This is a genomic window from Bacillus sp. DWP3-1, assembly GCF_049896565.1.
In the GTDB taxonomy this organism is placed as follows: domain Bacteria; phylum Bacillota; class Bacilli; order Bacillales; family Bacillaceae; genus Bacillus.
This window is the reverse complement of sequence record NZ_JAFCUN010000001.1, coordinates 192,484-216,884: the sequence shown is the minus strand read 5'-3', so window position 1 is coordinate 216,884 and position 24,401 is coordinate 192,484. Positions and strand designations below refer to the sequence as shown.

Genomic DNA, 24,401 nt, shown 5'->3' with positions numbered 1-24,401 from the left:
ATTCATAAAAACTAGCTGTTAATTTTCTTCACCGATAATTTCTACCTCTGTATGCATATCTACGTTGTAGTCTTCTTTAATTTTCTTTTGGATGTACTGAATTAAGTCCAGCACGTCTTGAGCAGTAGCTCCACCAGCGTTGACAATAAAGTTGCCGTGCATATCAGAAATTCTAGCTCCGCCGATTTGGTATCCTTTTAAATTCGCTTTTTCTACAAGCTGTCCTGCATATTCAGGCAGCGGATTTCGAAAAATACTGCCAGCACATGGCCGGTTATAAGGCTGGGTTTCTTTACGATAATCTTTATTTTGCTGCATTTTCTTAGTGATTTTTTCGCGATCATCCTGTTTGAGCTTAAACACGGCTTCGAGAACAATGCCAGGTCGTTCCTTTTGAAGGACTGATGTTCGATAGCTGAAATTCATCTGTTCATTTGTGAGCCACTCGATGCTTCCATCCTCAAATAAGATTCTAGCTTTCACAAGAATCTTACTGATGTCAGATCCATGTGCACCTGCGTTCATATAAACAGCGCCTCCAATAGACCCTGGAATACCAGCTGCGAATTCCAACCCTGAAAGACCCTGCTTACTAAGAGATGTCGCGAGCCTTACGACAGAATAGCCGCCGCCAACTGTAATTTCTTCATCATTTACAGTTAGGTGATCCAGTCCAGCACCTAGCTTGAGAACAACTCCACGAATTCCCTTATCAAGTACAAGTAAATTCGATCCTCTTCCAATGACCGTCCAATTCGTATGGTGTTTTTTCACCTGATCCATGATCGTTTTAACTGCATCGATATCTTTAGGGATGATCAAAAGATCTGCTGGTCCGCCTATTTTCATTGTTGTATGATTAGCAAGCGGCTCATTTTCAAGTACTTTACCAACTTGCGCTTCTAATAATTCATTCTTCAAGTTCTCCATATTACCCTCCGCCTTACCTAATATCATTCCATCATGTAGTCGTAATTTCTTTTAACACATTATATAAACGTGCAGCCGCATCTGGTACTCCGAGTTCTTTCGTTAAACGGCTCATTTGGTTGAGTTTTTCTTCATTACCGGCAATTTCATCAATTGCATGCAGCAGACGATCCCCTGAAAGCTCTGATTCTCTTAAAACAATCGCAGCATCATGTTTTTCAAGTGATCTTGCATTGATTTCCTGATGATTTGCCGTCACGTATGGGCTCGGAATAAAAATGGTTGGGATTCCAAGAGCCGTTACTTCAGCAATTGTTGTAGCTCCCGCTCTTGCAACAATCACATCGATCGATTTCAGGTACTCCGGCATTTGATGCAAGAAAGGTTTTGTGATCATATTAGGTGCTGCACCTTTTTCCTTTAGTTCATTCAACACTTTTTCATAATGAACCTCACCTGTGATATATAAAAGCTGGTAGTTTTTAGCCTTTAAATCATCTTGCATTTCGATCACTGCTCTATTGATAGGAGCAGCACCTCGGCTCCCGCCGAAAATAAGAACCGTTTTTTTCTGTTCATCGAGCCCAAATTCTTTAAGAGATTTCCCCTCTTTTATAGAGACGACTTCAGAGGCTCTAGGGTTTCCCGTAAATACAACCTTTTCAGAAGGAAAATGTGCCTTTGCTTCGTCAAAGCAGATGGCTACTTTATTAACATATCTCGCTAGGAACTTATTTGTAATACCAGGCAGGCTGTTTTGTTCGTGTATAATAGTCGGGATCTTCAGCTTAGAAGCCGCATAAACCACAGGCCCACACACATAACCGCCTGTTCCAATGACCGCATCAGGTTTGAATTCTTTTAAGTAAGATTTGCTTTTTTGAACGCCTTTCAAAAATCTCATCACCGTTTTGACGTTATCAAAGGAAAGCTTTCGTTTAAAACCTGAAATTTCTATCGCCTTGAAAGGGATATTTTCTCTTTCTACAATTTTCTTTTCAAGTCCATTTTCAGTACCGATATATAAAAATTCCACATCAGGATGCAGTCTTTTCACTTCTTTAATAAAGGCTAAGGCCGGATAAATATGTCCGCCTGTTCCGCCTCCACTGATTACTATACGCATTATACCATTTCCCCTCAATTTTTTTCTGCTCTGAACAAAGTATAAACCCTGTTTTAAACAACAGGGCTCCGTTAAAACCTGTAAAGAAGAGTCAAAAAACACGTTTTCGAAACAAAAACTGTCATTTTCACTCTTCAAATCATTTTTTTGTACTTTTGCAAAATAAACGTCAACATGGTTTCATGAGCTTCAGCACGTTAATATCTTGCGTACCTGCTTACATTCAAAAGTACGCCAATCGCCATCAGCATTAATGTCAGTGATGAGCCGCCATAACTAAGGAATGGGAGCGTGATACCTGTCACAGGAATAAGTCCAGTGACAACTGCGATGTTAATCATTACTTGAATGGCAACCATTGAAATAATACCAACTGCCAGGAAACTTCCATATAAATCTGGGGCTCCAAGTGCTATTCGTATGCCTCTCCATAATAGAACACTAAAGAGGAGTAAAATGAGTGATCCCCCTATAAAGCCAAGCTCTTCAGACAATATCGCAAAGATGAAGTCCGTTTGGGGCTCAGGTAAATAGAAGAATTTTTGTCTACTTTGACCAAGTCCCATTCCGAACAGACCACCTGGACCAACAGCGTATAAGGATTGAATAATTTGAAACCCACTGCCTAGCGGATCTTCCCAAGGATTTAAGTACGATGTAATTCGTTTTATTCGGTAGGGTGCTGATAAGACAAGTGCAGCAAACCCGCTGAGTCCTATAAGACCGAGAAATATAAAGTGAGCAATTCTCGCACCTGAAACAAATATCATAATAATACAGGTTCCAACCATCACCGTTCCTGTTCCCAGATCCGGCTGAAGCATAATGATGGCAAATGCAGAAAATACAATGCCTAAAGCTGGGGCAAAACCTTTGCGAAAGGATGTGATATTTTTTTGTTTTTCAGATAAGAATTTTGCAAGAAACGCAATCATCGCAAGCTTCATAAATTCAGAGGGCTGAATACTAAACGCACCGACACCGATCCAGCTTCTTGATCCATTTCTCTCCATACCGATACCAGGAATGAGTACAAGCAGCAAAAGGAGAAAACAAACAGCAATCAATATCTTTGACCAAGTCCGCCACGTCCAATAATCGACTCGCATAATGAAAAACATTGCGATAACTCCGATTCCGGCAAACAAAAGCTGTCTTTTTGCAAAATAAAACGAATCATCAAATTTATACGATGCCCACACAGCACTAGCGCTGTACACCATAATTAAACCAATCGTCAATAAAAGTAACGTAATGACAACAAGCAAAAAATCCGGAGAAGTTTTCTTATTCGTCAAGAGACCGACACCCCAAGCATAATTTCATTTGGGCTGTCAGTCATATGAGAGACAAGCCCTTATTTAAGCATATGCACGGCGTTTACAAACATGTCTCCACGTTCTTCAAATGTTTTATGTTGATCCCAGCTTGCACAAGCCGGAGATAATAAAATCACGTCTTCTTCTTCAGATATGTTAAACGCCGCAGGTACTGCTTGTTCAACATTATCGACATGTTTTACGTGATGTATTCCAAGCTCTTCACCAAGCTTCACAAACTTAGGTGCAGTCTCACCAAATGTGATAATTCCTTTTACATTTTTCATGAAAGGTTTCAATTCATCAAATTCATTGCCGCGATCAAGTCCACCTGCTAATAAAATGGTCGGTTGTTCGAAGGCTGACAATGCTTTACTTGTTGCCAAAATATTGGTTGCTTTACTATCGTTATAAAATTTCCGACTTTGAATTGTATCTACAAACTGCAGACGATGCTTCACTCCACTAAATGTCGTGAGAACGTGTACGATTGCTTCATTTGAGCAGCCTGCATTTTTCACAACACAAATAGCTGCCAGAATGTTTTCTTGGTTATGCTCACCAGGAAGGACAACATCCTTTACATCAATGATATGTTCATTCATGTAGTAAATTGCACCATGTTGAATAAACGCACCATGTTCTACTGGCTCTTTCACTGAGAAAAACACTTTTTTTGCTTTTGAACCTTCTGCCAGTTTTACGACCGATGGATCATCTAGGTTAATTACAGCGATATCATCTTCATGTTGATGTGCGAATACTTTCTGCTTTGCTTTTTCATACTCATCACGAGTGTGGTGATAGTCTAAATGTGCATCAAAAATATTTAATATTAAACTGATTTTAGGTCTAAACTCAACTGTTCCCATTAATTGAAAAGAAGAGAGTTCCGTTACGATCCACTCATCGCCAGCTGCATTTGCAGCGACTTCGCTGGCAACTGTTCCAATATTACCCGCCACTAATGTTTTTTGGCTGTCTTTTTTCAGCATTTCATAAATCAAAGTCGTGGTAGTGGTTTTTCCATTCGATCCAGTAATCCCAATAAAAGGGGATGAGGTTAAATGATACGCTAATTCTATTTCCGTCCAAACTGGAATTTGGCGGCGAAGCGCTTCTTGAACCATCACATTTTCATATGGAATTCCTGGATTTTTAATTAAAATCGTAATTTCTTTATCTTCGAATATACGAAGAGGATGACTGCCACAAACGACATCAATCCCCTTTCCAGAAAGTAGCTGAGCAGGTTCGTTTTCTTCAAACGGTTTTTGATCATTTACCGTCACATTTACTCCATGTTCATGAAGAATTGAAGCTGCCGCATATCCGCTTTTTGCAAGACCTAATACTAGTACATGTTCGTTTTTTAACATTTGCATCTTATTCAATTATAACCACACCTCGATGTAAATTCCTAAAACAGCAAGTAATAAACCAGCTGTCCAGAAGGTGACAACTACTCTCCACTCTGACCAGCCAACTAACTCATAGTGGTGGTGAAGCGGACTCATCTTAAAGATTCTTTTGCCGGTTGTTTTAAAGGAGATCACTTGAAGAATAACGGATAGCGTCTCAACAACAAATACTCCACCAATAATGACAAGTAAAATTTCAAGCTTCGTTAAAATCGCAATTGCTACAATGGCTCCGCCTAATGCTAGAGAACCTGTATCACCCATAAATACTTTTGCAGGATGTGCGTTAAACACAAGGAAACCAAGGACGGCTCCTGCAACAGCTACTGAAAAGATCGCTACATCATACTGGGATTGATTCCAAGCCAGTATGGCAAAAGCTCCGAAAGCAATAGCAGCGGTTCCAGATAAGAGACCATCCAGTCCATCCGTTAAGTTCACGGCATTAGAACCTCCGACAAGCATGAAAACGACAAGGATAAAGTAAGCCCATCCTAAATCAAAGCTGACGTCTGTTCCTGGAATGCGAATCGTCGTTGCAAACTGATAATAATGGAAAACTGCATAAAAGATCACTGCGATCACAATTTGACCGATTAATTTCTGTTTCGATGTTAATCCAAGATTTCGTTTCATCGCTACTTTAATATAATCATCTAAAAATCCTAATAGGCCGTAACCAAGTGTGACAAATAACAGTAAAAACATTTCTGGACTAATCTCAGAGAATTTGTTGATCATCACAATCGTAGTAATGGTGATAGAAAAGATAATCATAATTCCGCCCATTGTCGGAGTACCAGATTTCTTTTGGTGAGACTGCGGGCCTTCTTCTCTAATACTTTGACCAAATTTAAGTCTTCTTAAAAACGGTATAAAAATCGGGGATAAAAGAACACTGATTAAAAATCCCATTATGATTGTAAACAATATCACCTGTTCAAGCATCGTTCTTTACTCCTTCCGAATTTCCAAAGCCGTTTTCCATCAGAAAATTGCATTCATTATTATGGTATTCATTCGCGTTCTTCGTATGTTGTTTTTGTACAAAATGCTTCATTTCATTACACTCTTTTCATCATTTTAAGATTTGTTTAGATCTAAAATAGCGTCAACAGCAACCTTTGCATCATCAAAGTCATAGACTTGATCGCCAATGATTTGATATGTCTCATGGCCTTTACCCGCTATTAAGACTGTATCGCCTTTTTTCGCATTGGCAATGGCAAAGAAGATGGCTTGTTTCCGATTCACAAAGCTATGATAATATGCGTCTGGCACCCCATTTTCCATATCTTTTAAAATGGCTGAAGGATCTTCGCTTCTTGGGTTGTCTGATGTAAATACAGGTTCATCTGCATATTTCACAGCGATTTGGGCCATTTGAGGGCGCTTTGTTTTATCACGGTCGCCACCGCAGCCAATCACACAGAAAATTTTGCCCTCTGTTAATTCTCTACACGTTGTGAGGACATTTTCTAAACTGTCAGGTGTATGCGCGTAATCGACGATGACAGGGAAATCTTGATCGCAGTTTACAAGTTCAAATCTGCCTTTGACTCCCTCCAGCTCTTCAATCGCACTAACGATCGACTCAAACGTTAAGCCAGATACGATCCCGACTGATACAGCTGCCAGGATATTATACACATTGAACTTTCCGACGAGGGCAACCGTCACATTCTTGGTGCCGATTGGAGTGACCAAATCAAATTGAGTTCCCTTTGGCATAATTTGAATATTCTTTGCCATGACATCTGCTTTTTGCTCTAAGGCATACGTCATGACTTCAGCAACTGTGACTTTTTCAAAATAACTCGAAGCCTCATCATCTGCATTTAAAATCGCATGCTTGGGTTTATTATGATGAAAGGCGCTTCCGAGCTGAGAAAATAGCAAGCTTTTCGCATGTTTATATTCTTCCATTGTGTTGTGGTAGTCAAGATGATCCTGCGTAAGGTTTGTGAAAACAGCAATATCATAATCACATCCATGCACCCTGCCAAGATGGAGTGCATGTGATGATACTTCCATAATGGCTGTATCTACATCTTGATCAAGCATCTGTTTAAACGTTTTCTGAAGTGTGACACTTTCAGGTGTGGTGTTTTTCACGTTGAGAATGTCATCATTCACCTTCATATACATCGTACCGATTAAGCCTGTTTTCTTTTCGGCTTTTCTCATCATTTGTTCGATCATGTGTGTTGTTGAGGTTTTTCCGTTTGTGCCTGTGATCCCGATGAGATTCAGCTTATGAGTGGGCTGTTCGTAAAACGCATCAGCTATTCTTGCAAGTGCTCTTTGAGAGTGTTTCACAATAATGACTGGTACATCTGTTATGTTAAGAGGGTGTTCCGCTACAATTGCTGCAGCCCCGCTTTTCACCGCTTTTTCAGCATAATCGTGTCCATCTACTGTATAGCCTTTTATACAGACAAAAAGGCTTCCCTTTTTCACCTCTCTTGAATCCATTTCAATGGAAGTGATATCAGGATTTTCGTTTATCAATTCGTTGTTTTCACTTTTAAAGTATGTAAGTAGTTCTTGTAATTTCATTTTCATATCAAACCTCTCAAATTCGTTCACGTGCATGTCTTGTGAAAAAAACACACAGTCTATATTTTATCGTAAAAAAAAGGATACATCCAGCGTATTCCTTAAGTTTCTGTTGGAAAAAACACACTTTGGACTCTTTTTTTCAAACTGTCCTTCTCTTTCAACAAAAAGAGGCAGCCGAATGAGTGCGGCTACCCTCTGTTCATTCTTTATTATTCATCGTTTAAGTATAATCTGATCGTGGAGCCTTCTTTGATCTTTGTCCCAGCAGCAGGTGATTGCTTCACTACTTTACTGCCAGTTCCTGAGGCATCGATCTTTAGGTTGATCAAGAGGGATTCAAGATCTGAAACAGATCCTCCTACAAGATTCGGTACTTCAATGGTTTTTGTGTCCAGCCACTGGTACTTCTTTTCAATTTGCCCTTTTCTTTTTTTCACACCCATCTCTGGCAGGCTGTCCCGCATAATATGACCAACAATTGGTGCGGCCACGGTACCACCAAATTGAATGGTGCCTTTTGGGTTATCCACAGCCACATAGACTACAATACTTGGGTCATCTGCAGGCGCAAATCCGATAAACGACACAATGTGGTTATTCTCCATATACTTTCCGTCCTTTACCTTCTGTGCTGTTCCTGTTTTTCCGCCGACCCGATACCCTTCAACAAATGCATTTCGGCCAGTTCCTTGGGCGACTACACTTTCAAGTGCAAACCTGATTTCTTTAGATGTCTCTGCTGAAATCACTTTCTTTTTGGCAATCGGTGATTGCTTTTTCACGACCTCTTTTGTGATTGGATCTATCCATTCTTTTGCAATATAAGGCGTGTAAAGTGTCCCGCCATTTACCGCAGCTGCTACTGCAGCTACTTGCTGAATCGGCGTAACAGATACACCTTGCCCAAAGGCCGTGGTCGCCTGCTCTACAGGACCTACACGATCAAGCGGGAACAAAATCCCCCGCCCTTCCCCTTGAAGGTCGATTCCTGTTTTTTGGCCAAATCCGAAATTTTTAATATAGGAAAATAATTTATCTTTCCCAAGACGGTCTCCTAGCTCTACAAAGCCGGGGTTACAGGAATTTTGAACCACTTCCAAGAATGACTGTGATCCGTGCCCGCCTTTTTTCCAGCACCTGAGTCTTGCACCATCAACTGTCACAGATCCGCTGTCAAAAAATGAATCGCGCTTTAAATTTACTTTCTTTTCTTCTAATGCTGCTGCAAGTGTAATAATTTTAAACGTCGAACCCGGCTCATATGTGCTCCACACCGGAAGATTTCGGTTAAACACTTTTGGGTCAACTGATTGATAGTCAGCTGGATCAAAATCTGGTCTGCTTGACATTCCCAGCACTTCACCATTTTTCGGATTCATCGCAATCGCAATCATACCATCTGGATTATACTTTGCCTGCGCGTTGTCTAATTCTCGTTCTATGATGGTTTGTACTTTTGAATCGACTGTTAATTTCATATCAAGACCATCTTTAGGCGGTGTATAATCGTCTGCTTCATCTGGCATTTTCTGCCCTTTTGCATCGGAATAAAACTTTACAGAGCCTTTTTCGCCTTTTAGGTCATCGTCATAGTAGGCTTCAAGTCCAAGTAAGCCTTGATTATCGATTCCAGCAAAGCCCAGTACATGTGAAAGAAAGCTGCCAAACGGATAATGTCTGATGCTGTCTTCTGCTACATACACACCTTCTAAATCAAGCTCTCTTACTTCTTTTGCTTTTTCATGAGATACCTTTCTGCCCTCAGGAGAAATTCGTTCAATTGATGTTTTCTTCGTGACATGCTTGTACGCTTTCTCTTCAGACATATTCAGTACTGCTGCCAATTTCTTGCTTGTTTCTGCGGGATCTTTAATTTGCCGAGGGACGACCAATATAGATGGGGCACTTTTGTTCGTCGCAAGCTCTACCCCATTCCGGTCCAAAATATCTCCCCGTTCCGGTTCGAATGGAAGGTTTCGGCTCCATGAATCTTTTGCTAAGCTTGTCAGCTTCTCGCCCATTATAAACTGTACATATCCTAATCTAGTATCTATGATGAAAAAAATGATCACCCCAAACAGCAGCACGAAAAGCAATCGTTTTCTCACTGTTACACTTGACACTCGCACGCCCGGTTCACTCCTTACATATGGCTTGTTTTCATCATATGCAGGCCCGTCCTTTTGTAGAACGCTACGTGATATTCAGCTGGAGCAAAAGAAAAAACCTAGCAAGCGGTTTGCTAGGTTTAAAGTTAATTTGGGCTTTTAAATGTCACAGTGACGACTTTGTCTGAAATCTCCGCTCCACTTTTGACACTTTGTTTTACAGCATATCCTTGTCCATTTGTTTCTATATGCACACCGGAAATCGAAGCATATTGAAGGACTTCCCTTCTGGACCAGCCTGTCATATCAGGCATCTTAATGGTTTTCCCTGCTGTTTTCAAGAAGACTTTCTGGCTTTCAGAGAATTCAGAGCCCGCACTCGGCCACTGGCGTTTAATGGAGAGGCCGTCTCCAATGACAACAGGCGCTAAGTGTTTATTTTTGGCTTCTGTTTCCGCCTGCTTCACTTCTAAATCCAGGAATGAAGGCATCGTTTCTTGTTTCACTTTTTCTGCGCCTGATTTTTTATCGTCTGTTTTTGTTGGTGCAATATTTAAATATAGCAGACTATTTTTCATCACAGGGTTAAAGATTTGAGAAACCGGGGCAGACCCTGTTTCTGTTTCAGACAGCTGCGGCTGCTGTACAGCTACATAAACAAGCAGCTTCGGATCATCTTTTGGCGCCATTCCCATAAATGAAAAGACGTAATCGTTTCTTCCTTGGAGGTAACCGCCGGCACCGCCAATTTGCCCCGTTCCTGTTTTTCCAGCAACGTCGAAGCCTTTGATTTGGTAAGGCTGACCTGTTCCAATTTTTGAGGAAACAACCTCACCTAATATGTCGCGAACTTGCTTCGCTGTATCAGATGAAATCGGTTTTCCTGCTGCTGTTGGTTCGTGCTGCAAAATCGTTTTGTTTGTATTCGGGTCTGTAATATGGTCAATGACATATGGCTTCATCATTGTTCCGCCGTTTGCTATCGCTGTGGCTGCTTCGATTTGTTGAATCGGTGTGATGGCTGACGCTTGACCATAAGCCGTCGATGCTTTGTCATATTCGTATCTATAATTGATTTTGCTAGACGCTTCGTTCGGCAAGTCAATCCCCGTTTTGTCATAGAAATGGAACTTCTGCAAATATTGTTCGTATCGTGTGAAGCCTAGTTTTTCTTTCGCCAGCTTTGCAAAGGCCACGTTTGATGAGCGAAGAACCCCTTGATGAAAGTCAATTTTCCCCCAGCCATTTCCGTTGTTGTGGTCCCTCACAAGGCCGCCGCCTACTTTATAAGTACCAGATTGATATTTGTCACTGCCTTGGTAGACCCCTTCTTGGATCGCCGCTGCTAGGGTAAAAATCTTCATCGTTGAACCTGGTTCAAACGCATATGAAATGACATCATTGTTATAATTCGTAATGTCTAGTTCATTTAAATTAAAGCTTGGCCGCTGACCCATCGCGAGTACCTTTCCAGTTTTCGGATCAACGACTGTGGCAATGATTTTCTTCGGCTTATACTTTTTGGCAACCTGCGTCATACTTTCTTCAAGAAACGCTTGAATTTTCTGATCGATGGTCAGCGTGACATTTTTCCCGTCTTTCGGGGCAACAATGTCTTCTTTACTATTCGGCAAGGCCCATCCGCTTCTGTCACTGTTATATGTCACATAGCCGTCTTTCTCTTTTAAATATTTGTTCAGTGCCTTCTCAAGTCCCATTGCACCTGACATGTCCTTTGTCGCCTCATCTAATCTGGCATAACCGATCAGGTTAGAAGCAAACATGCCGTTTGGATAATATCGCTTCGTGTCTTTTTCAAATGCGACCCCTGGAAGCTTTAGCTTTTCAATTTTTTCCTTCGTTGAAAAACTAATATCTTTCCCCGCTTTACCAAACTCAACTTGGAATGCATCTTTTGTATTGAGACGCTTTAAAATTTCATTTTCACTCATGTCGATGACTTTTGAGAGCTCTTTTGCCGTCTTTTCTTTATCGACGACATGCATTGGATGCTTAGGGTCCACTGTCATTTTCTTGCTCATGACCGCAATGAGCTTATACACAGATGTATCCTCAGCAATCACATTTCCATTCCGGTCTAAAATAGACCCTCTTTTGGCTTCAAGTGTTTTCTTCGATTGATATTGTTCATTAGCCTTGGCGGCTAATACTTGTCCATCAACCGTTCCTGTAATCTGAATATAGATAAAACGTGCTAGGATGATAAAGAAAAACAGGGCGAAGCAAATACTTGCAATTGCCGCGCCTCTGTTCATCATTTTATTCTTTTTAGGCATCGCCATGTTAATCGACCTTCTTAACATCTTTCGATATGCTTAAGCCTGCTTTTTTCGCGGCTTCGATGATTCTTCCTGGTTCACTCAGCAAGTCTTTTTCCTTTTGAAGCTCAGTGATCTTCTTCGATTCTAAAGATACTTGCTGTTCTAATTTCTGCACTTCAATATTGGCGTGATAGACAGCAAAGGCTTTAGAAATGATGAGAATGGAGCTGCACATAAGAGCCATGACAAACATGACAAGTAAGATTTTTTCACCAAGTGTGATAGAACCTCTTCTTTTAATGACAACCGATTGGCCTTGCTGCTCTGTTTGATGTTGCTTCACTTCTCTTTGATAAGCCAAATTACTCATAAGAAACCTCCTTTTTATCATCATCTATGGTGTCGTTTTACTTTTTTTCTGCAATTCGGAGCTTCGCTGAACGGGCACGGTTGTTATGTTCCAGCTCTTGTTCTGATGCAACGATCGGTTTTCTCGTGATCAGCTTCAGCTTTGGTTCAAGTCCTTCTGGAATCACTGGTAGTCCGTGCGGAAGTTCTGGAAGAGAAGACATTTCTCTAAATGTACTTTTACAAATCCGGTCTTCAAGTGAATGGAATGTAATGACAGAAATTCTCCCCTTCGGATTGAGTAACTCTATTGCTTGTTCTAGTGCTTCTTCAAATACTTTCAATTCATCATTTACGGCAATTCGGATCGCTTGAAATACTCTTTTCGCTGGATGTCCGCCAGTTCGTCTTGCAGGTGCCGGAATTCCTTCTTTGATAATGTCGACAAGCTCACCCGTTGTTTCAATTGGCGCTTTTTTTCTTGCTTCTTCAATTTTGCGTGCGATTTGCTTGCTGAATTTTTCTTCCCCATATTTGTAGAAAATCCGAACTAGATCTTCAAATGGCCATTCATTCACCACTTTTTTTGCCGACAATGCGGCTGATTGATCCATTCGCATGTCAAGAGGTGCATCATGGTGATAACTAAAGCCTCTCTCTGGTGTGTCGAGCTGAGGAGATGAAACCCCAAGATCAAAAATCACACCGTCTACGCTTGTAATACCTTGTTCATTCAGACGTTCTTTTAAATATCGGAAGTTGCTTTTTATGAAAAGAATGTTCGCTTTAGCATCCGCGAGCTTCTCTCGTGCATGATCCAGTGCAGCATCGTCTTGGTCAAATCCAATCAATGTTCCTTTTTCTGATAATTGAGATAGTAAATATGAGCTATGACCTGCTCCGCCTAGCGTGCAGTCCACATATGTACCGTCTTCTTTTACGTTTAAACCGTCAACTGTTTCTTTTAATAATACTGTCTCATGTTGAAACATGATGTTATGGTCCCACCTTTTTCAAATAGAAATGAATGTGTAGAAAGCTTGCTGCACAAGGGATTATTATATATCAAATCCAATCATGTTTTCAGCAATTTCAGCAAAAGAATCTTCTTGCTCTTCTGTATATTGTTCCCAGATCGACTTACTCCACAACTCAATTCGATTTGAAACGCCGATGACCACACATTCTTTTTCGAGTTTTGCATATTGGAGTAGGTTTGATGCGATGTTTATACGCCCCTGCTTGTCCAGATCGCATTCGACTGCGCCAGAGAAGAAGAACCGGGTAAACGCACGTGCATCTTTTTTCGTTAGCGGTAGTGCTTTGAGTTTCTCTTCGATTAGTTTCCACTCACTCATAGGGTAGCCAAATAAACATTGATCAAGCCCTCTCGTCAGCACAAACTGTTCTCCGAGACCGTCTCTAAATTTAGCAGGGATGATCATGCGCCCTTTTGTATCAATCGTATGCTGGTATTCACCCATGAACATGATAATCAGAGCCCCACTTTCTCACCCTTACTCTCCACTATCCACCACTTCTCTCCACAAAACTTATTCTACACTGTTTCTACATAAAAAAAAACCCTGAACTAGTCAGGGTTCATTAAAACTTTATTTCAAAGTTTGACAATTTGTTGCTTGTTTTGAAATGAAAATGGCAGATTTTTGAACGTTTTGAAGAATTCTGGTCCATATTTGTTTAAAAAATACATGATATTCCAAATTCTTTCTTGCGGGGCGTCCAGTGGTTTTAAACTATTTTCAATCCGTTCAAAGTCCCGAAGGATATATCCTTCCTTCTCTTCCACACGCTGCGCCACCTTTTGATAAACAAATTGAAGCTGGTCTTCGATAAATTTGGCATTTTTATCTAGCAGCTGCTCGAAGTTTGGTTCAATCTCCAGTGCTTCTTGTCTCATCACACCATGAGCATTCGCTAATTCACGTTTGGCCTGTTGAACTGCTTGAACAAAGCTGTCTGGAAGACTTTGTTCAAAGTGCGATTCTTTCTTTTCATTCACTCCGCTTGTCAGCACTTCTTCTACCGACAGTTCTCTAACCGGCAGTTTCTTGTTGATGTGTCTTTCAAGAATGGTCACATGCAGTCTTGGAAGAACAGGCGCCATCTTCAATTTAAAATGCTCAAAGATTCCTTTCAGTTCTCCCCAATAGTTAACCTCACCGTGTCCTGCCATAAAAGCAAGTGTTGGGAGAAGGGTTTCCTGCATCAAGGGACGCGTCACCACATTGTTGCTAAATCGTTCTGGGTGCTCCTCGACTTCCTGCAGAAGCTCTTCCTTTGTCCATGTAAGCCCCACTTCTGATATAGAAAACCGGCCGTTCTCTTTCTCAATTAGGAAACGTTCCTCATCATATTCGTAAAATAGGTTTGCCTGACTGTCACCAGCTTCAATGATCGGCTGATATCCTGCTCGTTTCATGGCGGCCTGCGTGTCTTTTAAGCGAGCAGTGACTGCATCATTTGTCTCGACAATGTGCTTGAATAACGCACGCTCAAGCGGTTTGACACCTAAGTCGCCTGAATTAAATAAAAGCAGCCCATCTTCTTCAAAGAGGTCACTTACAATCCATTCAAAGAAATCAGTAAAGGTTTGTGATTTGCGTAAACATCGAAGAAGCTGATCAAGCAAGTCATTGGTATACGCAGATTCTTCATATGTTGAAAACACATCACGGAGCCATTTCTCGGTTTTTTCTTGATCAAGCGGGATTCTTTTCGCAGCCGCTTTTTTGACGTTATGTAATGGCAGCTTTTGTTTCACTGGTCCTTTTTCGCCAGACGTGTATACAAAATTAATTTCATCTACGTCATGATCCTCACCGGCTACCCAAAAGACCGGAATCACAGGGACCCCAAGCTCTGTTTCTTTTTCTTTTGCAAACTGAATGATGGATATGATTTTATGTATGGTATAAAGCGGTCCTGTTAATAGACCAGCCTGCTGTCCTCCAACCACCATGACACTCCGTTCATCACGGATCTTTTCAATGTTCTGACGCATCGCTTCCGATTCAAACTTTGCATGGTATGCGCTCATATAATCCGCTAAAGCCTCGCGCGGGAAGCTCATTTCCATGAGATCGTCGTATCTCTTTTTCCATGTGTGCTCAGAATGTAAATCATAATCAAAAAAAGTCGTCATCTCTTTTTTTTCTTCTATATAATCACGTATGAATAAATTCTGACTTCGGATGGAAAGTTCAGTCAATTGCATGTTTAGAACTTCCTTTCTTCAATAAATAGTTAGTTTCCCGAAAAAAGTATAGCATGTAAATGATCTCACTCAAAAGATTTTGTTTGCTTTTTTTCCAATACTTCCAAGCTTCGATAAAAGAAAGTGAGATGTGGCGCCAGAATCTCTTGAGCTTGAGCCTTTTTTAAAAGATAGCCAACGATGGCTTTTCTTTCGGTTTGGCGGCCTTTCACTATATCTTGAAGCATAGACGACTGATTAGCAGCCGTTTTCTCACAAATAGAGATGACATAAGGCCAGAGCCGCTCTTTTTCAGACAAGCCCAAGATGGATACCGCTTCTTCAAATGCACATTTCATCATGTATTCATATGAGGGGTTTGCGATCAATTCCCCGTTTCTCACATGGAGCAAAGCTGTCAGCGGGTTAATACAGACATTGACAAGCAGTTTTTCCTCCAGCACCTTTTTCCATTCATCCGTATAGATCATTTGAAAATGAGATGATGTCTCATTCAATGCATTTTTTATACCAGCTGCTTCCTCATGCTGAAATGCCCCCCACTTGATGACACCAATACCTGTATGGTTCACTGCATGATCTGACATCTTCATAGCCCCGTGTTCTACCACACCTATATATAATGAATGTGCCGTTTTCCAATTCTCCAAATCTAATAAGTGAGCCATTCCGTTCTGTAAAAATAAGATACGCTGACGAGGTAATGTCGATAATTCATCGAGCACATCTTGCAAATGATGATATTTCACCGTCACGATGAGCAAATCAAATACTCCTGTTATTCCTGTCTGTGCATGAACAGCCGCCTGACATGTTTCTCCTTTTACTGTTCGCTGAATGCCTGATGCTCGAATCTCTTCTGCCTGCTCTTTTCTTCTTGTAAAGACCGTGATGTCATGATGCTGTGATAAATAACTAGCACAAAGCAGACCAATCGCACCGCCGCCAATGATTCCAATGTTCAACTGCCGCACTTCCCTTTTTCTGTTTACTTCATTATATCAATTATTGTAACAGGTTCATGTCGTGATGCAAAAAGCAGATGGCGCGCTATGATTGAATTTTTTTAATTTAAAAACTATAATAATAAGTGTAAAAACTTTTCGAGGCGGATGGGATGAAAACGCCTTCAATGACATCACTGTCGACATTATGTGTGTAAGGGGGAAGATCATATGGCACAAGTAAAACGACTTCTAATTAATTACAAAACTTTAGAGGAATTTAAACAATTTAAGGAATACGGCATACAAGAGCTATCCATGCTTGAAGACCTTGAAAGCAATATGATTGAAAATGACAGCAACTCTCCATTTTACGGGATTTATTTTGGAGATAAGCTAGTGGCACGTATGAGCCTTTATCAAGTGGACGGCTCAACGACAACGTATTTTAACCACAATCATGATTATTTAGAGCTGTGGAAGCTGGAAGTGCTTCCTGGGTATCAGCGCAAAGGGTACGGCGAAGCACTTGTTGAATTCGCCAAATCGTTCGGATTGCCAATTCGGACCAATCCGCGCGTCAAATCAGCCGGTTTTTGGGATAAAATGGGCTTTGAAGCAGTAAAATATGATATGGAGCGCGATAAGGGTGAAAATCCACTCATCTGGGAGCCCGCTCATATTCAAAAAAATACAGGTGAATCCGCTTAAAGACTGATCACAAAACGCCCCTCCTTTCTCTGTGAGGGGCGTCTCTTTATTTAGCATATTCTTTTAAGCTGATATTCTGTTTGACTCTTTCAACAATACCAATGAGTGCCCGGTAATCTTCTTCTGTCATTTTTAATTGCCGCTTTAAGTGTTCATTTTCTTCTGTAAGTGACTTCAATTGATGCTGTGCATCTGCCAGTTCCTCGCGTAAATGAGCAGGTCCATCAGGTTCTTTTTCAAGCTGCTCTAAAAACTGAATCACTTCTCGAAGGGTCAATTCAGCCTGAATTGAAGATGTCTTCTCTTCTATGGTTAACGCATGCTGTGGTAAACCAGAGGAATGAATACCGATTTTTTTACGCAGTTCTTTCCGCTGTTTTTTCGCCAGCTCTATGCCTGCCTGATATTGTTTTCTAACGTATGAGTTCCACCTGAAACCACATGCTGCAGCTGTTCTTGACAATGCTTTCCCGACTTCCTCAAATGCGGAAAGCTGCGTTCCTCCATCTCGAATGTGCCTTAAGACGACTTCTGCTAAAAGTAAATCTTCATCTTGTGTCCATGCGTCCTGCCTTGTAATCGTCAATTGATCATCCCCCCTGAATCTGAATACCACATCATATGCGCCTACTAGAGTAGATAGACTATTTGCAGGAGAGAAACCTAAAAAATAGACAAATAAAAAAACGCAAGGGAAGATTCCCTCACGTTTTTTTATCAAGCATTAGTTGCTTTTTACGTCTTTGCCTTTGTATGTTCCGCAAGATTTGCAGACACGATGAGAAATTTTCATTTCACCGCATTCTGGGCAAGCTACCATACCAGGTACTTGTAGTTTGAAATGCGTACGACGCAATCTTTTTTTCATTTTAGAAGTTCTTCTAAAAGGTACAGCCATTATTCCCACCTCCTTAAAGAGTTAAGATTCATTATTTTCTTCTAAGAGCTTCTTCAAGCCTTCCAGACGCGGATCAATTCGGTTTTGATGTGCATCTTCCGAAATGACCGCCCAGTCATTCCCTTCTTGTGGTGCAGCACCTTTTACATCCGTTTGGTCGCAAAAGATTTGCATCGGCACTTCAAGAAGAATTTCTTCCTTGACTATAGGCGTTAAGTCGATGATGTCGTCTTCTACAATAGAAACGTCTTCATCTTCTATATCGTCTGTCTTATGAAGTACAAATAGTTCTTTCGTTGAAATCGCAAATGGATAATTTACATCAACAAGCGTTCTTGAACAAGGCAATGTCATTTCACCTGTGATGGTTAAATCAAATGCGACTTGCTTTGATTCGATCACTCCAGTCCCTTTCACCTCTACCGGTGAAATTCGACGTATATCTGAATGAAGGCTAGTAAGTTCATTTAAGTCAACCGTCTCATGAAAATCGAAGCTGTTTTTAGCTTTTTGATGTAACTGATAAACTGTCCATTTCAATTGTATCACCTCTAAGAGCAACAAACATGATTATAGCTTTCATCATGTTATTTGTCAATATTTTTTCTTTACAGTCCTTTGTGATGTCAGAGGGTTGTTTGACATCAGTTCGCGGAATGCCTACACTGAAAAAAATGGGCTTCATTTTTCCCTTATGCTACTTTAGCATAGACCATTTAACCATAGCAAGAAAGGCGGAACATCTATTGAAAGCAACAGGAGTCGTTGTCGAGTATAATCCATTTCATTATGGACATGCCTATCATGTTCGTCAGGCGAAAACACATACCTCCTCAGATGTTGCCATTGCCGTCATGAGCGGTTCCTTCCTCCAGCGTGGTGAGCCTGCCATCGTCTCAAAATGGGCGCGGACAAAAATGGCGCTGCAAAACGGTGTAGACATTGTGTGTGAGCTTCCATACATATACGCAGTGCAAAAGGCAGAAACCTTTGCAAACGGTGCTGTGGCGATTCTAGATGCTTTAAAATGCCGCTCCCTTTTTTTCGGCAGCGAGGATGGTGACATTAAAGCATTTGAGCGAACGGCTCATGCTTGGCTTGAGAAAAAAGGAGAAATTGACCTTTTCACAAAAGAAAAGGTGAAAGAAGGCCTTAGTTATCCAGCAGCTGCAGCAGCTGCGTTTCAAGAGGTGATTGATCCTAAGCACTTACTGGATCTGTCCAAGCCAAATAACATTTTAGGTTTCCATTATGTCAAAGCCATCTTGGAGAGATCCCCTCACATGCAGCCCTTTACCTCTCAAAGGATTTCATCTGGTTATCATGATGAAGAACTTCCTAAAAATCAGAAAATCGCAAGCGCAACAAGTATACGAAAAGCCTTAAAAGATCACGGCACATTTGAAACAGTCGCCCCATATCTCCCAGAAGCTACGCTCAAGCAATTACATGACTTTCATTCTTCTTATGGTCTTTTACATACGCAAGAAGCCTACTTTAGCTTCTTAAAACAAGTCTTTCACACAATGGATACAGCAGAACTAGAAGGCATCTATGAAATCGAAGAAGGCATCGAACACCGCATGCAAAAGGCGATTTCACATGCGTCCTCCTACGAGGAATATCTATCTCTTGTGAAAACAAAACGATATACGTGGACAAGGCTGCAGCGGATGAATACACATCTCTTAATGAGGGTGAAAAAGAGTGCCATGCATGAGCTGCTGAAAGAGAGAGAAGCGCCTTACATTCGTTTACTTGGTATGTCAAAGAAAGGGCAGCAATACTTATCTCTTGTGAAAAAAGAATTGGACGTGCCGCTCATAAGCAAGCTGTCTGCCTTTTCACATCCCGCACTTGATCTTGATATTCGCGCGTCCCGCGTCTTCAGCCTGCCCGTTAGTGAGCCAATGCAAACGGACTTAACGGAAGCGGAGTTTAAAACCTCACCGATCCGATATGATGAAGAGACTGGTCTCTTCCAGTCTTAACAAAAAGAGCAGCCTTGATGAAGGCTGCTCTTCTTTGTTTAAGATGCTTTCTCTTTTAATTTGTTTAAATAGTTCAGGGCATCTTGCATCGTATCTACAGGCACAATTTTCATATCACTTTTAATATCTTTCGCTGTTTTGACAGCATTTCGGTAGTCTGAATTTGAATCACCTTTATCGTTTGGTGCAAAGAATATATCTTTTCCGGCTTTATCTGCCGCCACGACCTTTTGATCGATTCCGCCAATTGGACCGACCGTTCCATCGGCGTCAATCGTCCCCGTTCCCGCAATCGCATAGCCATGTGTTTCGTCTTCTTTTGTGAGCTGGTTATAAATTTCAAGTGACATCATGAGACCTGCTGATGGGCCGCCGATATTTTCAATATCCACCTTAATGGAAGGCGAGACTTTCACATTTCGATCTGTAAATAATGATACACCGATTCCAACTCGATTCGGCTCTTCTTTAAATGGTTTTAACGTCACTTTCTCCGTGATGTCTTTGCCATTTCGTTCAAGGACAAAACGGACAGATGTACCTGCTTTTTTGCTGCTGATATACGAAACCATTTTATCAGCAGAATCATAGGTCTTGCCATCAACGCTTTTGATTCGGTCGCCCACTTCAATTTTGCCGTAAGCAGGCATTCCTTTCATCACGTAGCTTGCATATACCCCGTTAAACGTATAATCTACTTTTTTGCCTGCTTTTGTATACGCTGCAATCATGGCATTTTCTTGAGAGCTTTTCATCAGCTGAAGCTGCCTTTTCATATAATCTTCATCCGACTCCCCGTCCGCTTTAATATTTTCTTCCGGGACGATCTCGTCATATTTATTCATTTTCGCAAGCAAATACGTATACGGATTGGCTGGACCTACTTTTATCGTCATAAGTGAGAAGCTGCCCTTCTCGTCATATCCGCCGTCTACTTGAATGTGGGGAGCAATCTCGGTTGCATCACCCGGCTTTGTCACGTAATATGGCAGTTTGACAAAGGTTAAGCCAAATAATACAAGGATAACGACAAAAAAGCTGAGCCAGCGAATATTCAATTTTTTCATTCGATTAACACTCCCATTTATCAATGACATCTTTCAGTTTACCTGTTAGTTGATCTGCGGCGAGCTCACCTGCTTCAATCATCTCCTGTACCTGTGTAAATGCACTCGAGCTAAATGTTTCAAGCCTCGGCCGGATCATGACATCAGCGTGAATGGTTTGATGACGGACCAATTCATTTTGAAGGATGTCCAAACTCTGCATAATCACATCCGATAATCTCGTCGCCTTTTCTGTTTTTTTCACCCTTGATACATCAGAGGCGATAATGAGGTCCGCGCCCATTTCTTTTAAAACAGACACAGGAATGCGGTCAACAACCGCTCCATCGACTAGCTGTCTGCCTCCCATTTCATGAGGAACAAACACGCCCGGAATGCTGATGCTTGCTCTGACTGCTTGTGAAACAGACCCTTTTTTAAACACGACCTTCTCCCCTGTCTCGAGGTCACAGGCAACCACCGCAAGGGGCATTCTTAATTCTTCAAATTTCTTCCCATATGTAAACGTGTGAATCAGCTGCAACATTCGATTCCCTTTTAAAAGACCGATTTTTGGCAGTGTATAGTCAGCATAATACTTTCTTCTGAAGACAAGTGCAAGTTTTTTCATTTTTTCTACGTCTTGTCCTGCCGCATAAAAGCTCCCAACAAGTGCGCCAATACTGCTGCCAGCGATCATATCTACCTGAATTCCTTGTTTCTCAAGACTAGATAAAACTCCGATATGCGCCATTCCCCTCGCACCCCCGGAGCCTAACGCAAGTCCAATGACTGGTCGCCTCATGAAAATCCACCCTCCTCTTTTCTATGCATATATACGAATCTATTGGTCTAAACATGCCCCTTCTGCTCGTATAGTAATAGAAGACAGGCTCGGCTAGTGTCTTTCTTTTTTGATCACGAGCTCGCCAATAGATCATAACGGCAAGGGGCGAAATCTCCATGAAAAAATGGAACACTCTGTTCATCGCTGCTTTTTTTATCTTTTTAACAGCCACTGTGATTACACATCCACAAGCCTCTTTGCAAGCGTCTAAAAATGGACTTGCAATGTGGTGGGAGGTTGTATTTCCATCATTGCTTCCTTTTTTTATTTTGTCCGAGCTATTAATTAGTTTCGGGATTGTCAGATTTGTCGGGGTATTATTAGAGCCATTTATGCGCCCCATCTTTCGAGTGCCTGGTGTAGGGGGATTTGTCCTAGCAATGGGAATGGCATCAGGCTTCCCTTCTGGTGCGAAATTAACCACAAGACTCAGGCAGGAAGGACAACTGACACAAATCGAAGCAGAGCGCCTCGTTTCTTTTACAAATTCATCGAATCCATTGTTTATTTTCGGTGCGGTGGCTGTTGGTTTTTTTCATCATCCAGCTTTAGGGATTGTTTTGGCATGCGCACATTATTTAGGGAATCTCGCTGTTGGTGTGACGATGCGGGGATATAAAGCGCGGCATGATGCACATCTGAGAAGCCGTAAGCGATTTTTATTCCCACCGTTTCAAGAGGCATTCAGCGCTCTTCATACAGCAAGACTCGCAGAGAAAAGACCGCTCGGCCAAATTTTAAGTGATGCGGTGATGTCATCAGTCCAAACTCTCTTTATGATTGGCGGCTTTATTATCTTATTTTCTGTATTTAGTAAAATGCTGTCAGTTGTTCATGTGACGGACCTCTTATCCATAGGGATCGGATATATGCTGCAAACGATGCATCTTCCGCCAGAATTAGATCTTGCGATGATTGCCGGTTTATTTGAAATCACATTAGGAAGTCAGCTGACAGGGTCACAGGAAGTCACCCTTCTTGCTAAAACGATTGTCGTCAGCTTTATATTAGGATTCAGCGGGTTTTCTGTTCAAGCTCAGGTCGCCGGCATTCTGGCGGCAACAGATATACGCTTTAAACCGTTTTTCTTCGCTCGTTTGCTTCACGGAATTTATGCAGCTGTTTTTGCCTTTTTATTGTTCAAGCCTCTTTATGTCTCTCGATCTGACATGGCTCTCCCAGCAGGTGCCTTTGAAGCAAGCCAGCAGGTCGTCGTGTACAGCAGTGTGCTTTGGAATCAGCTTGTGACAGCTGGCCCATTGATCACGCTATGCAGCTTGATCTTGTATATCGCGCTATACTATCAGAAATTAAAAAAAGGATGAGTGCACGGTGCGGTGCACTCATCCTTTAAATTTTCCTTTCAGCGCTGCTTCTACCTCTTTTGGGACAAGATCTTTGACTGATCCATGATATTTCGCTACTTCTTTGACAATGCTGGAACTTAAGAAGGAATATTGATTGTTGGTCATCATGAAAAACGTTTCAATTTCATCGTTTAACACTTTATTCATTGATGTGCCTTGCATTTCATATTCAAAGTCCGTCACAGCTCTTAATCCGCGTAAAATAACTTTGGCTTCTTTTTGTTTCGCATAATCAATAAGCAGACCGTGAAAGGATTCAACTTTGATATTTGGCAGATCCTTCGTCGCCTGGCGAATGAGCTCACACCGTTCTTCAACGGTAAATAACGGTTGTTTGGATGAGTTATTTAGTACACATACATACACTTCATCAAAGATATTTGCACCTCTTTTGATGATATCCAAATGGCCCAATGTGACTGGATCAAAGCTACCCGGACAAACGGCTATGTTTCCCATGCTTTAATTTCCCCGCTTTCTATAGATCGTAATACCAGTCAACCCGTACAGTTCCTGTCTTGATATGTAAAGCTGTCCAGCTTCCTCTGGCAGTGTGACGTCCTTATCATGCTCACACACGATCACGCCGTCATCTGTTAATAAGGCATGCTCGTCAATCATTTCAAGAAGTGCTTTCAGCTGTTGATCTTTATAAGGCGGATCAAGAAAGATCGCTTGAAAGGATTCCTCTCGTTTCACAACGGCTGAGAGTGCACGCTTTGCCTCGTTTCGAAACACTTCACTTTGATCGAGCAGCGACAATTGATTGAGGTTTCCTTTAATCGTCTGAATTGCCTTCATATCTCGATCAACGAAAATGCAATGATCGAATCCTCTGGAAAGCGCTTCAATTCCTAAACCACCGCTTCCCGCAAATAAATCAAGGGCCCATCCGCCATCAAAATACGGGCCGATCATATTAAATATCGATTCTTTTACTTTATCTGTCGTCGGTCTTGTTGATTGACCTGGTACCGCTTTAAGTGTGCGGCCTTTTCTCGTTCCAGAGATGACTCTCATTTTCCCACCACTTTTTCTGCTTGCTTCTATTGGTTATTGTTTATGACAAAAAATTCAACATTATCTTACCACAACACTCCGCAGGGGACAATGCAAGGATTTTCATTCATTTTCTATGTATAGATCAAGGAATGCGGGGTCATACTATTTATAACAGCATCTGATGTGGTGCTGTTGCCAACCGCGGAGAAGACTTACGTTTCCCCATAAGTTCTTCCTCCGGTTTCTCCTCTCCCTTTGCCT

23 protein-coding genes are annotated in these 24,401 nt (G+C 41.4%); 3 read left to right on the top strand and 20 right to left on the bottom strand.

Annotated features, from left to right (window positions below; genetic code table 11):
- Positions 1-18: 18 nt before the first annotated feature.
- From murB to ACP7A0_RS01085, 13 genes are all read right to left on the bottom strand, one after another.
- On the bottom strand, positions 19-930 hold the full coding sequence (gene murB / locus ACP7A0_RS01145) for a UDP-N-acetylmuramate dehydrogenase (protein WP_034662552.1): 912 nt from the start codon (positions 928-930) through the stop codon (positions 19-21).
- Between the two features lie 31 nt (positions 931-961).
- A complete protein-coding gene (gene murG, locus ACP7A0_RS01140; RefSeq protein ID WP_095285129.1) occupies positions 962-2,056 on the bottom strand; it encodes an undecaprenyldiphospho-muramoylpentapeptide beta-N-acetylglucosaminyltransferase in 1,095 nt (364 codons plus the stop codon).
- A gap of 197 nt (positions 2,057-2,253) precedes the next feature.
- Positions 2,254-3,354, bottom strand: coding sequence for a stage V sporulation protein E (gene spoVE / locus ACP7A0_RS01135; protein WP_003212197.1), 1,101 nt, complete (start codon positions 3,352-3,354; stop codon positions 2,254-2,256).
- 59 nt (positions 3,355-3,413) lie between these two features.
- Positions 3,414-4,760 (bottom strand): UDP-N-acetylmuramoyl-L-alanine--D-glutamate ligase, encoded by a 1,347-nt coding sequence (gene murD / locus ACP7A0_RS01130; RefSeq protein ID WP_375567678.1) that lies wholly within the window; start codon positions 4,758-4,760, stop codon positions 3,414-3,416.
- Between the two features lie 9 nt (positions 4,761-4,769).
- The gene (gene mraY / locus ACP7A0_RS01125) at positions 4,770-5,744 is read right to left on the bottom strand and encodes a phospho-N-acetylmuramoyl-pentapeptide-transferase (protein ID WP_003211854.1); all 975 of its coding nucleotides are present in this window, start codon (positions 5,742-5,744) and stop codon (positions 4,770-4,772) included.
- Positions 5,745-5,879: 135 nt separating this feature from the next.
- On the bottom strand, positions 5,880-7,355 hold the full coding sequence (locus ACP7A0_RS01120; protein WP_375567676.1) for a UDP-N-acetylmuramoyl-L-alanyl-D-glutamate--2,6-diaminopimelate ligase: 1,476 nt from the start codon (positions 7,353-7,355) through the stop codon (positions 5,880-5,882).
- A 212-nt stretch (positions 7,356-7,567) separates the two neighbouring features.
- On the bottom strand, positions 7,568-9,487 hold the full coding sequence (locus tag ACP7A0_RS01115) for a stage V sporulation protein D (protein ID WP_106061525.1): 1,920 nt from the start codon (positions 9,485-9,487) through the stop codon (positions 7,568-7,570).
- A 125-nt stretch (positions 9,488-9,612) separates the two neighbouring features.
- Complete coding sequence (locus ACP7A0_RS01110) at positions 9,613-11,763, bottom strand: penicillin-binding protein (RefSeq protein WP_060596402.1); 2,151 nt, start codon at positions 11,761-11,763, stop codon at positions 9,613-9,615.
- A gap of 7 nt (positions 11,764-11,770) precedes the next feature.
- Positions 11,771-12,118, bottom strand: a complete 348-nt coding sequence (gene ftsL / locus ACP7A0_RS01105; RefSeq protein WP_426003983.1) for a cell division protein FtsL — start codon at positions 12,116-12,118, stop codon at positions 11,771-11,773.
- Positions 12,119-12,155: 37 nt separating this feature from the next.
- A complete protein-coding gene (gene rsmH, locus ACP7A0_RS01100) occupies positions 12,156-13,088 on the bottom strand; it encodes a 16S rRNA (cytosine(1402)-N(4))-methyltransferase RsmH (protein WP_034662564.1) in 933 nt (310 codons plus the stop codon).
- 66 nt (positions 13,089-13,154) lie between these two features.
- Positions 13,155-13,586 (bottom strand): division/cell wall cluster transcriptional repressor MraZ, encoded by a 432-nt coding sequence (mraZ, locus tag ACP7A0_RS01095; RefSeq protein WP_003211163.1) that lies wholly within the window; start codon positions 13,584-13,586, stop codon positions 13,155-13,157.
- A 128-nt stretch (positions 13,587-13,714) separates the two neighbouring features.
- Positions 13,715-15,334 carry a bacillithiol biosynthesis cysteine-adding enzyme BshC gene (bshC, locus tag ACP7A0_RS01090; RefSeq protein WP_375567413.1) on the bottom strand — a complete coding sequence of 540 codons (1,620 nt, stop codon included), beginning with the start codon at positions 15,332-15,334 and terminating at the stop codon, positions 13,715-13,717.
- Positions 15,335-15,399: 65 nt separating this feature from the next.
- Complete coding sequence (locus ACP7A0_RS01085) at positions 15,400-16,299, bottom strand: 2-dehydropantoate 2-reductase (RefSeq protein WP_375567411.1); 900 nt, start codon at positions 16,297-16,299, stop codon at positions 15,400-15,402.
- Positions 16,300-16,509: 210 nt separating this feature from the next.
- On the opposite strand from ACP7A0_RS01085, the gene ACP7A0_RS01080 reads away from it, so the two are divergent.
- Positions 16,510-16,989 carry an N-acetyltransferase gene (locus ACP7A0_RS01080; protein ID WP_003211702.1) on the top strand — a complete coding sequence of 160 codons (480 nt, stop codon included), beginning with the start codon at positions 16,510-16,512 and terminating at the stop codon, positions 16,987-16,989.
- A 46-nt stretch (positions 16,990-17,035) separates the two neighbouring features.
- Here ACP7A0_RS01080 and gerR read toward each other — a convergent pair whose 3' ends face one another.
- The 3 genes from gerR to ACP7A0_RS01065 form a co-directional block, all read right to left on the bottom strand.
- Complete coding sequence (gene gerR / locus ACP7A0_RS01075; RefSeq protein WP_060596186.1) at positions 17,036-17,575, bottom strand: sporulation-specific transcriptional regulator GerR; 540 nt, start codon at positions 17,573-17,575, stop codon at positions 17,036-17,038.
- Between the two features lie 138 nt (positions 17,576-17,713).
- Positions 17,714-17,887, bottom strand: a complete 174-nt coding sequence (gene rpmF / locus ACP7A0_RS01070; RefSeq protein WP_008354700.1) for a 50S ribosomal protein L32 — start codon at positions 17,885-17,887, stop codon at positions 17,714-17,716.
- A 21-nt stretch (positions 17,888-17,908) separates the two neighbouring features.
- Entirely contained in the window at positions 17,909-18,427 is a 519-nt protein-coding gene (locus ACP7A0_RS01065; protein WP_034662575.1) for a YceD family protein, read from the bottom strand.
- A 206-nt stretch (positions 18,428-18,633) separates the two neighbouring features.
- Here ACP7A0_RS01065 and ACP7A0_RS01060 point away from each other — a divergent pair, with 206 nt between their 5' ends.
- Positions 18,634-19,878 carry a nucleotidyltransferase gene (locus ACP7A0_RS01060; RefSeq protein WP_426003978.1) on the top strand — a complete coding sequence of 415 codons (1,245 nt, stop codon included), beginning with the start codon at positions 18,634-18,636 and terminating at the stop codon, positions 19,876-19,878.
- Between the two features lie 38 nt (positions 19,879-19,916).
- Here the strand turns inward: ACP7A0_RS01060 and ACP7A0_RS01055 are convergent, their stop codons facing one another.
- Both ACP7A0_RS01055 and ACP7A0_RS01050 read right to left on the bottom strand, forming a co-directional pair.
- The gene (locus ACP7A0_RS01055) at positions 19,917-20,945 is read right to left on the bottom strand and encodes a SepM family pheromone-processing serine protease (protein ID WP_060596185.1); all 1,029 of its coding nucleotides are present in this window, start codon (positions 20,943-20,945) and stop codon (positions 19,917-19,919) included.
- Positions 20,946-20,949: 4 nt separating this feature from the next.
- Positions 20,950-21,729 (bottom strand): patatin-like phospholipase family protein, encoded by a 780-nt coding sequence (locus ACP7A0_RS01050; protein ID WP_034662583.1) that lies wholly within the window; start codon positions 21,727-21,729, stop codon positions 20,950-20,952.
- Between the two features lie 158 nt (positions 21,730-21,887).
- On the opposite strand from ACP7A0_RS01050, the gene ylbJ reads away from it, so the two are divergent.
- Positions 21,888-23,096 (top strand): sporulation integral membrane protein YlbJ, encoded by a 1,209-nt coding sequence (gene ylbJ / locus ACP7A0_RS01045; RefSeq protein WP_060596184.1) that lies wholly within the window; start codon positions 21,888-21,890, stop codon positions 23,094-23,096.
- Positions 23,097-23,114: 18 nt separating this feature from the next.
- Here ylbJ and coaD read toward each other — a convergent pair whose 3' ends face one another.
- On the bottom strand, positions 23,115-23,597 hold the full coding sequence (coaD, locus tag ACP7A0_RS01040; RefSeq protein ID WP_212040968.1) for a pantetheine-phosphate adenylyltransferase: 483 nt from the start codon (positions 23,595-23,597) through the stop codon (positions 23,115-23,117).
- Between the two features lie 3 nt (positions 23,598-23,600).
- Positions 23,601-24,188 carry a 16S rRNA (guanine(966)-N(2))-methyltransferase RsmD gene (gene rsmD / locus ACP7A0_RS01035; RefSeq protein ID WP_258182064.1) on the bottom strand — a complete coding sequence of 196 codons (588 nt, stop codon included), beginning with the start codon at positions 24,186-24,188 and terminating at the stop codon, positions 23,601-23,603.
- Between the last annotated feature and the right edge of the window lie 213 nt (positions 24,189-24,401).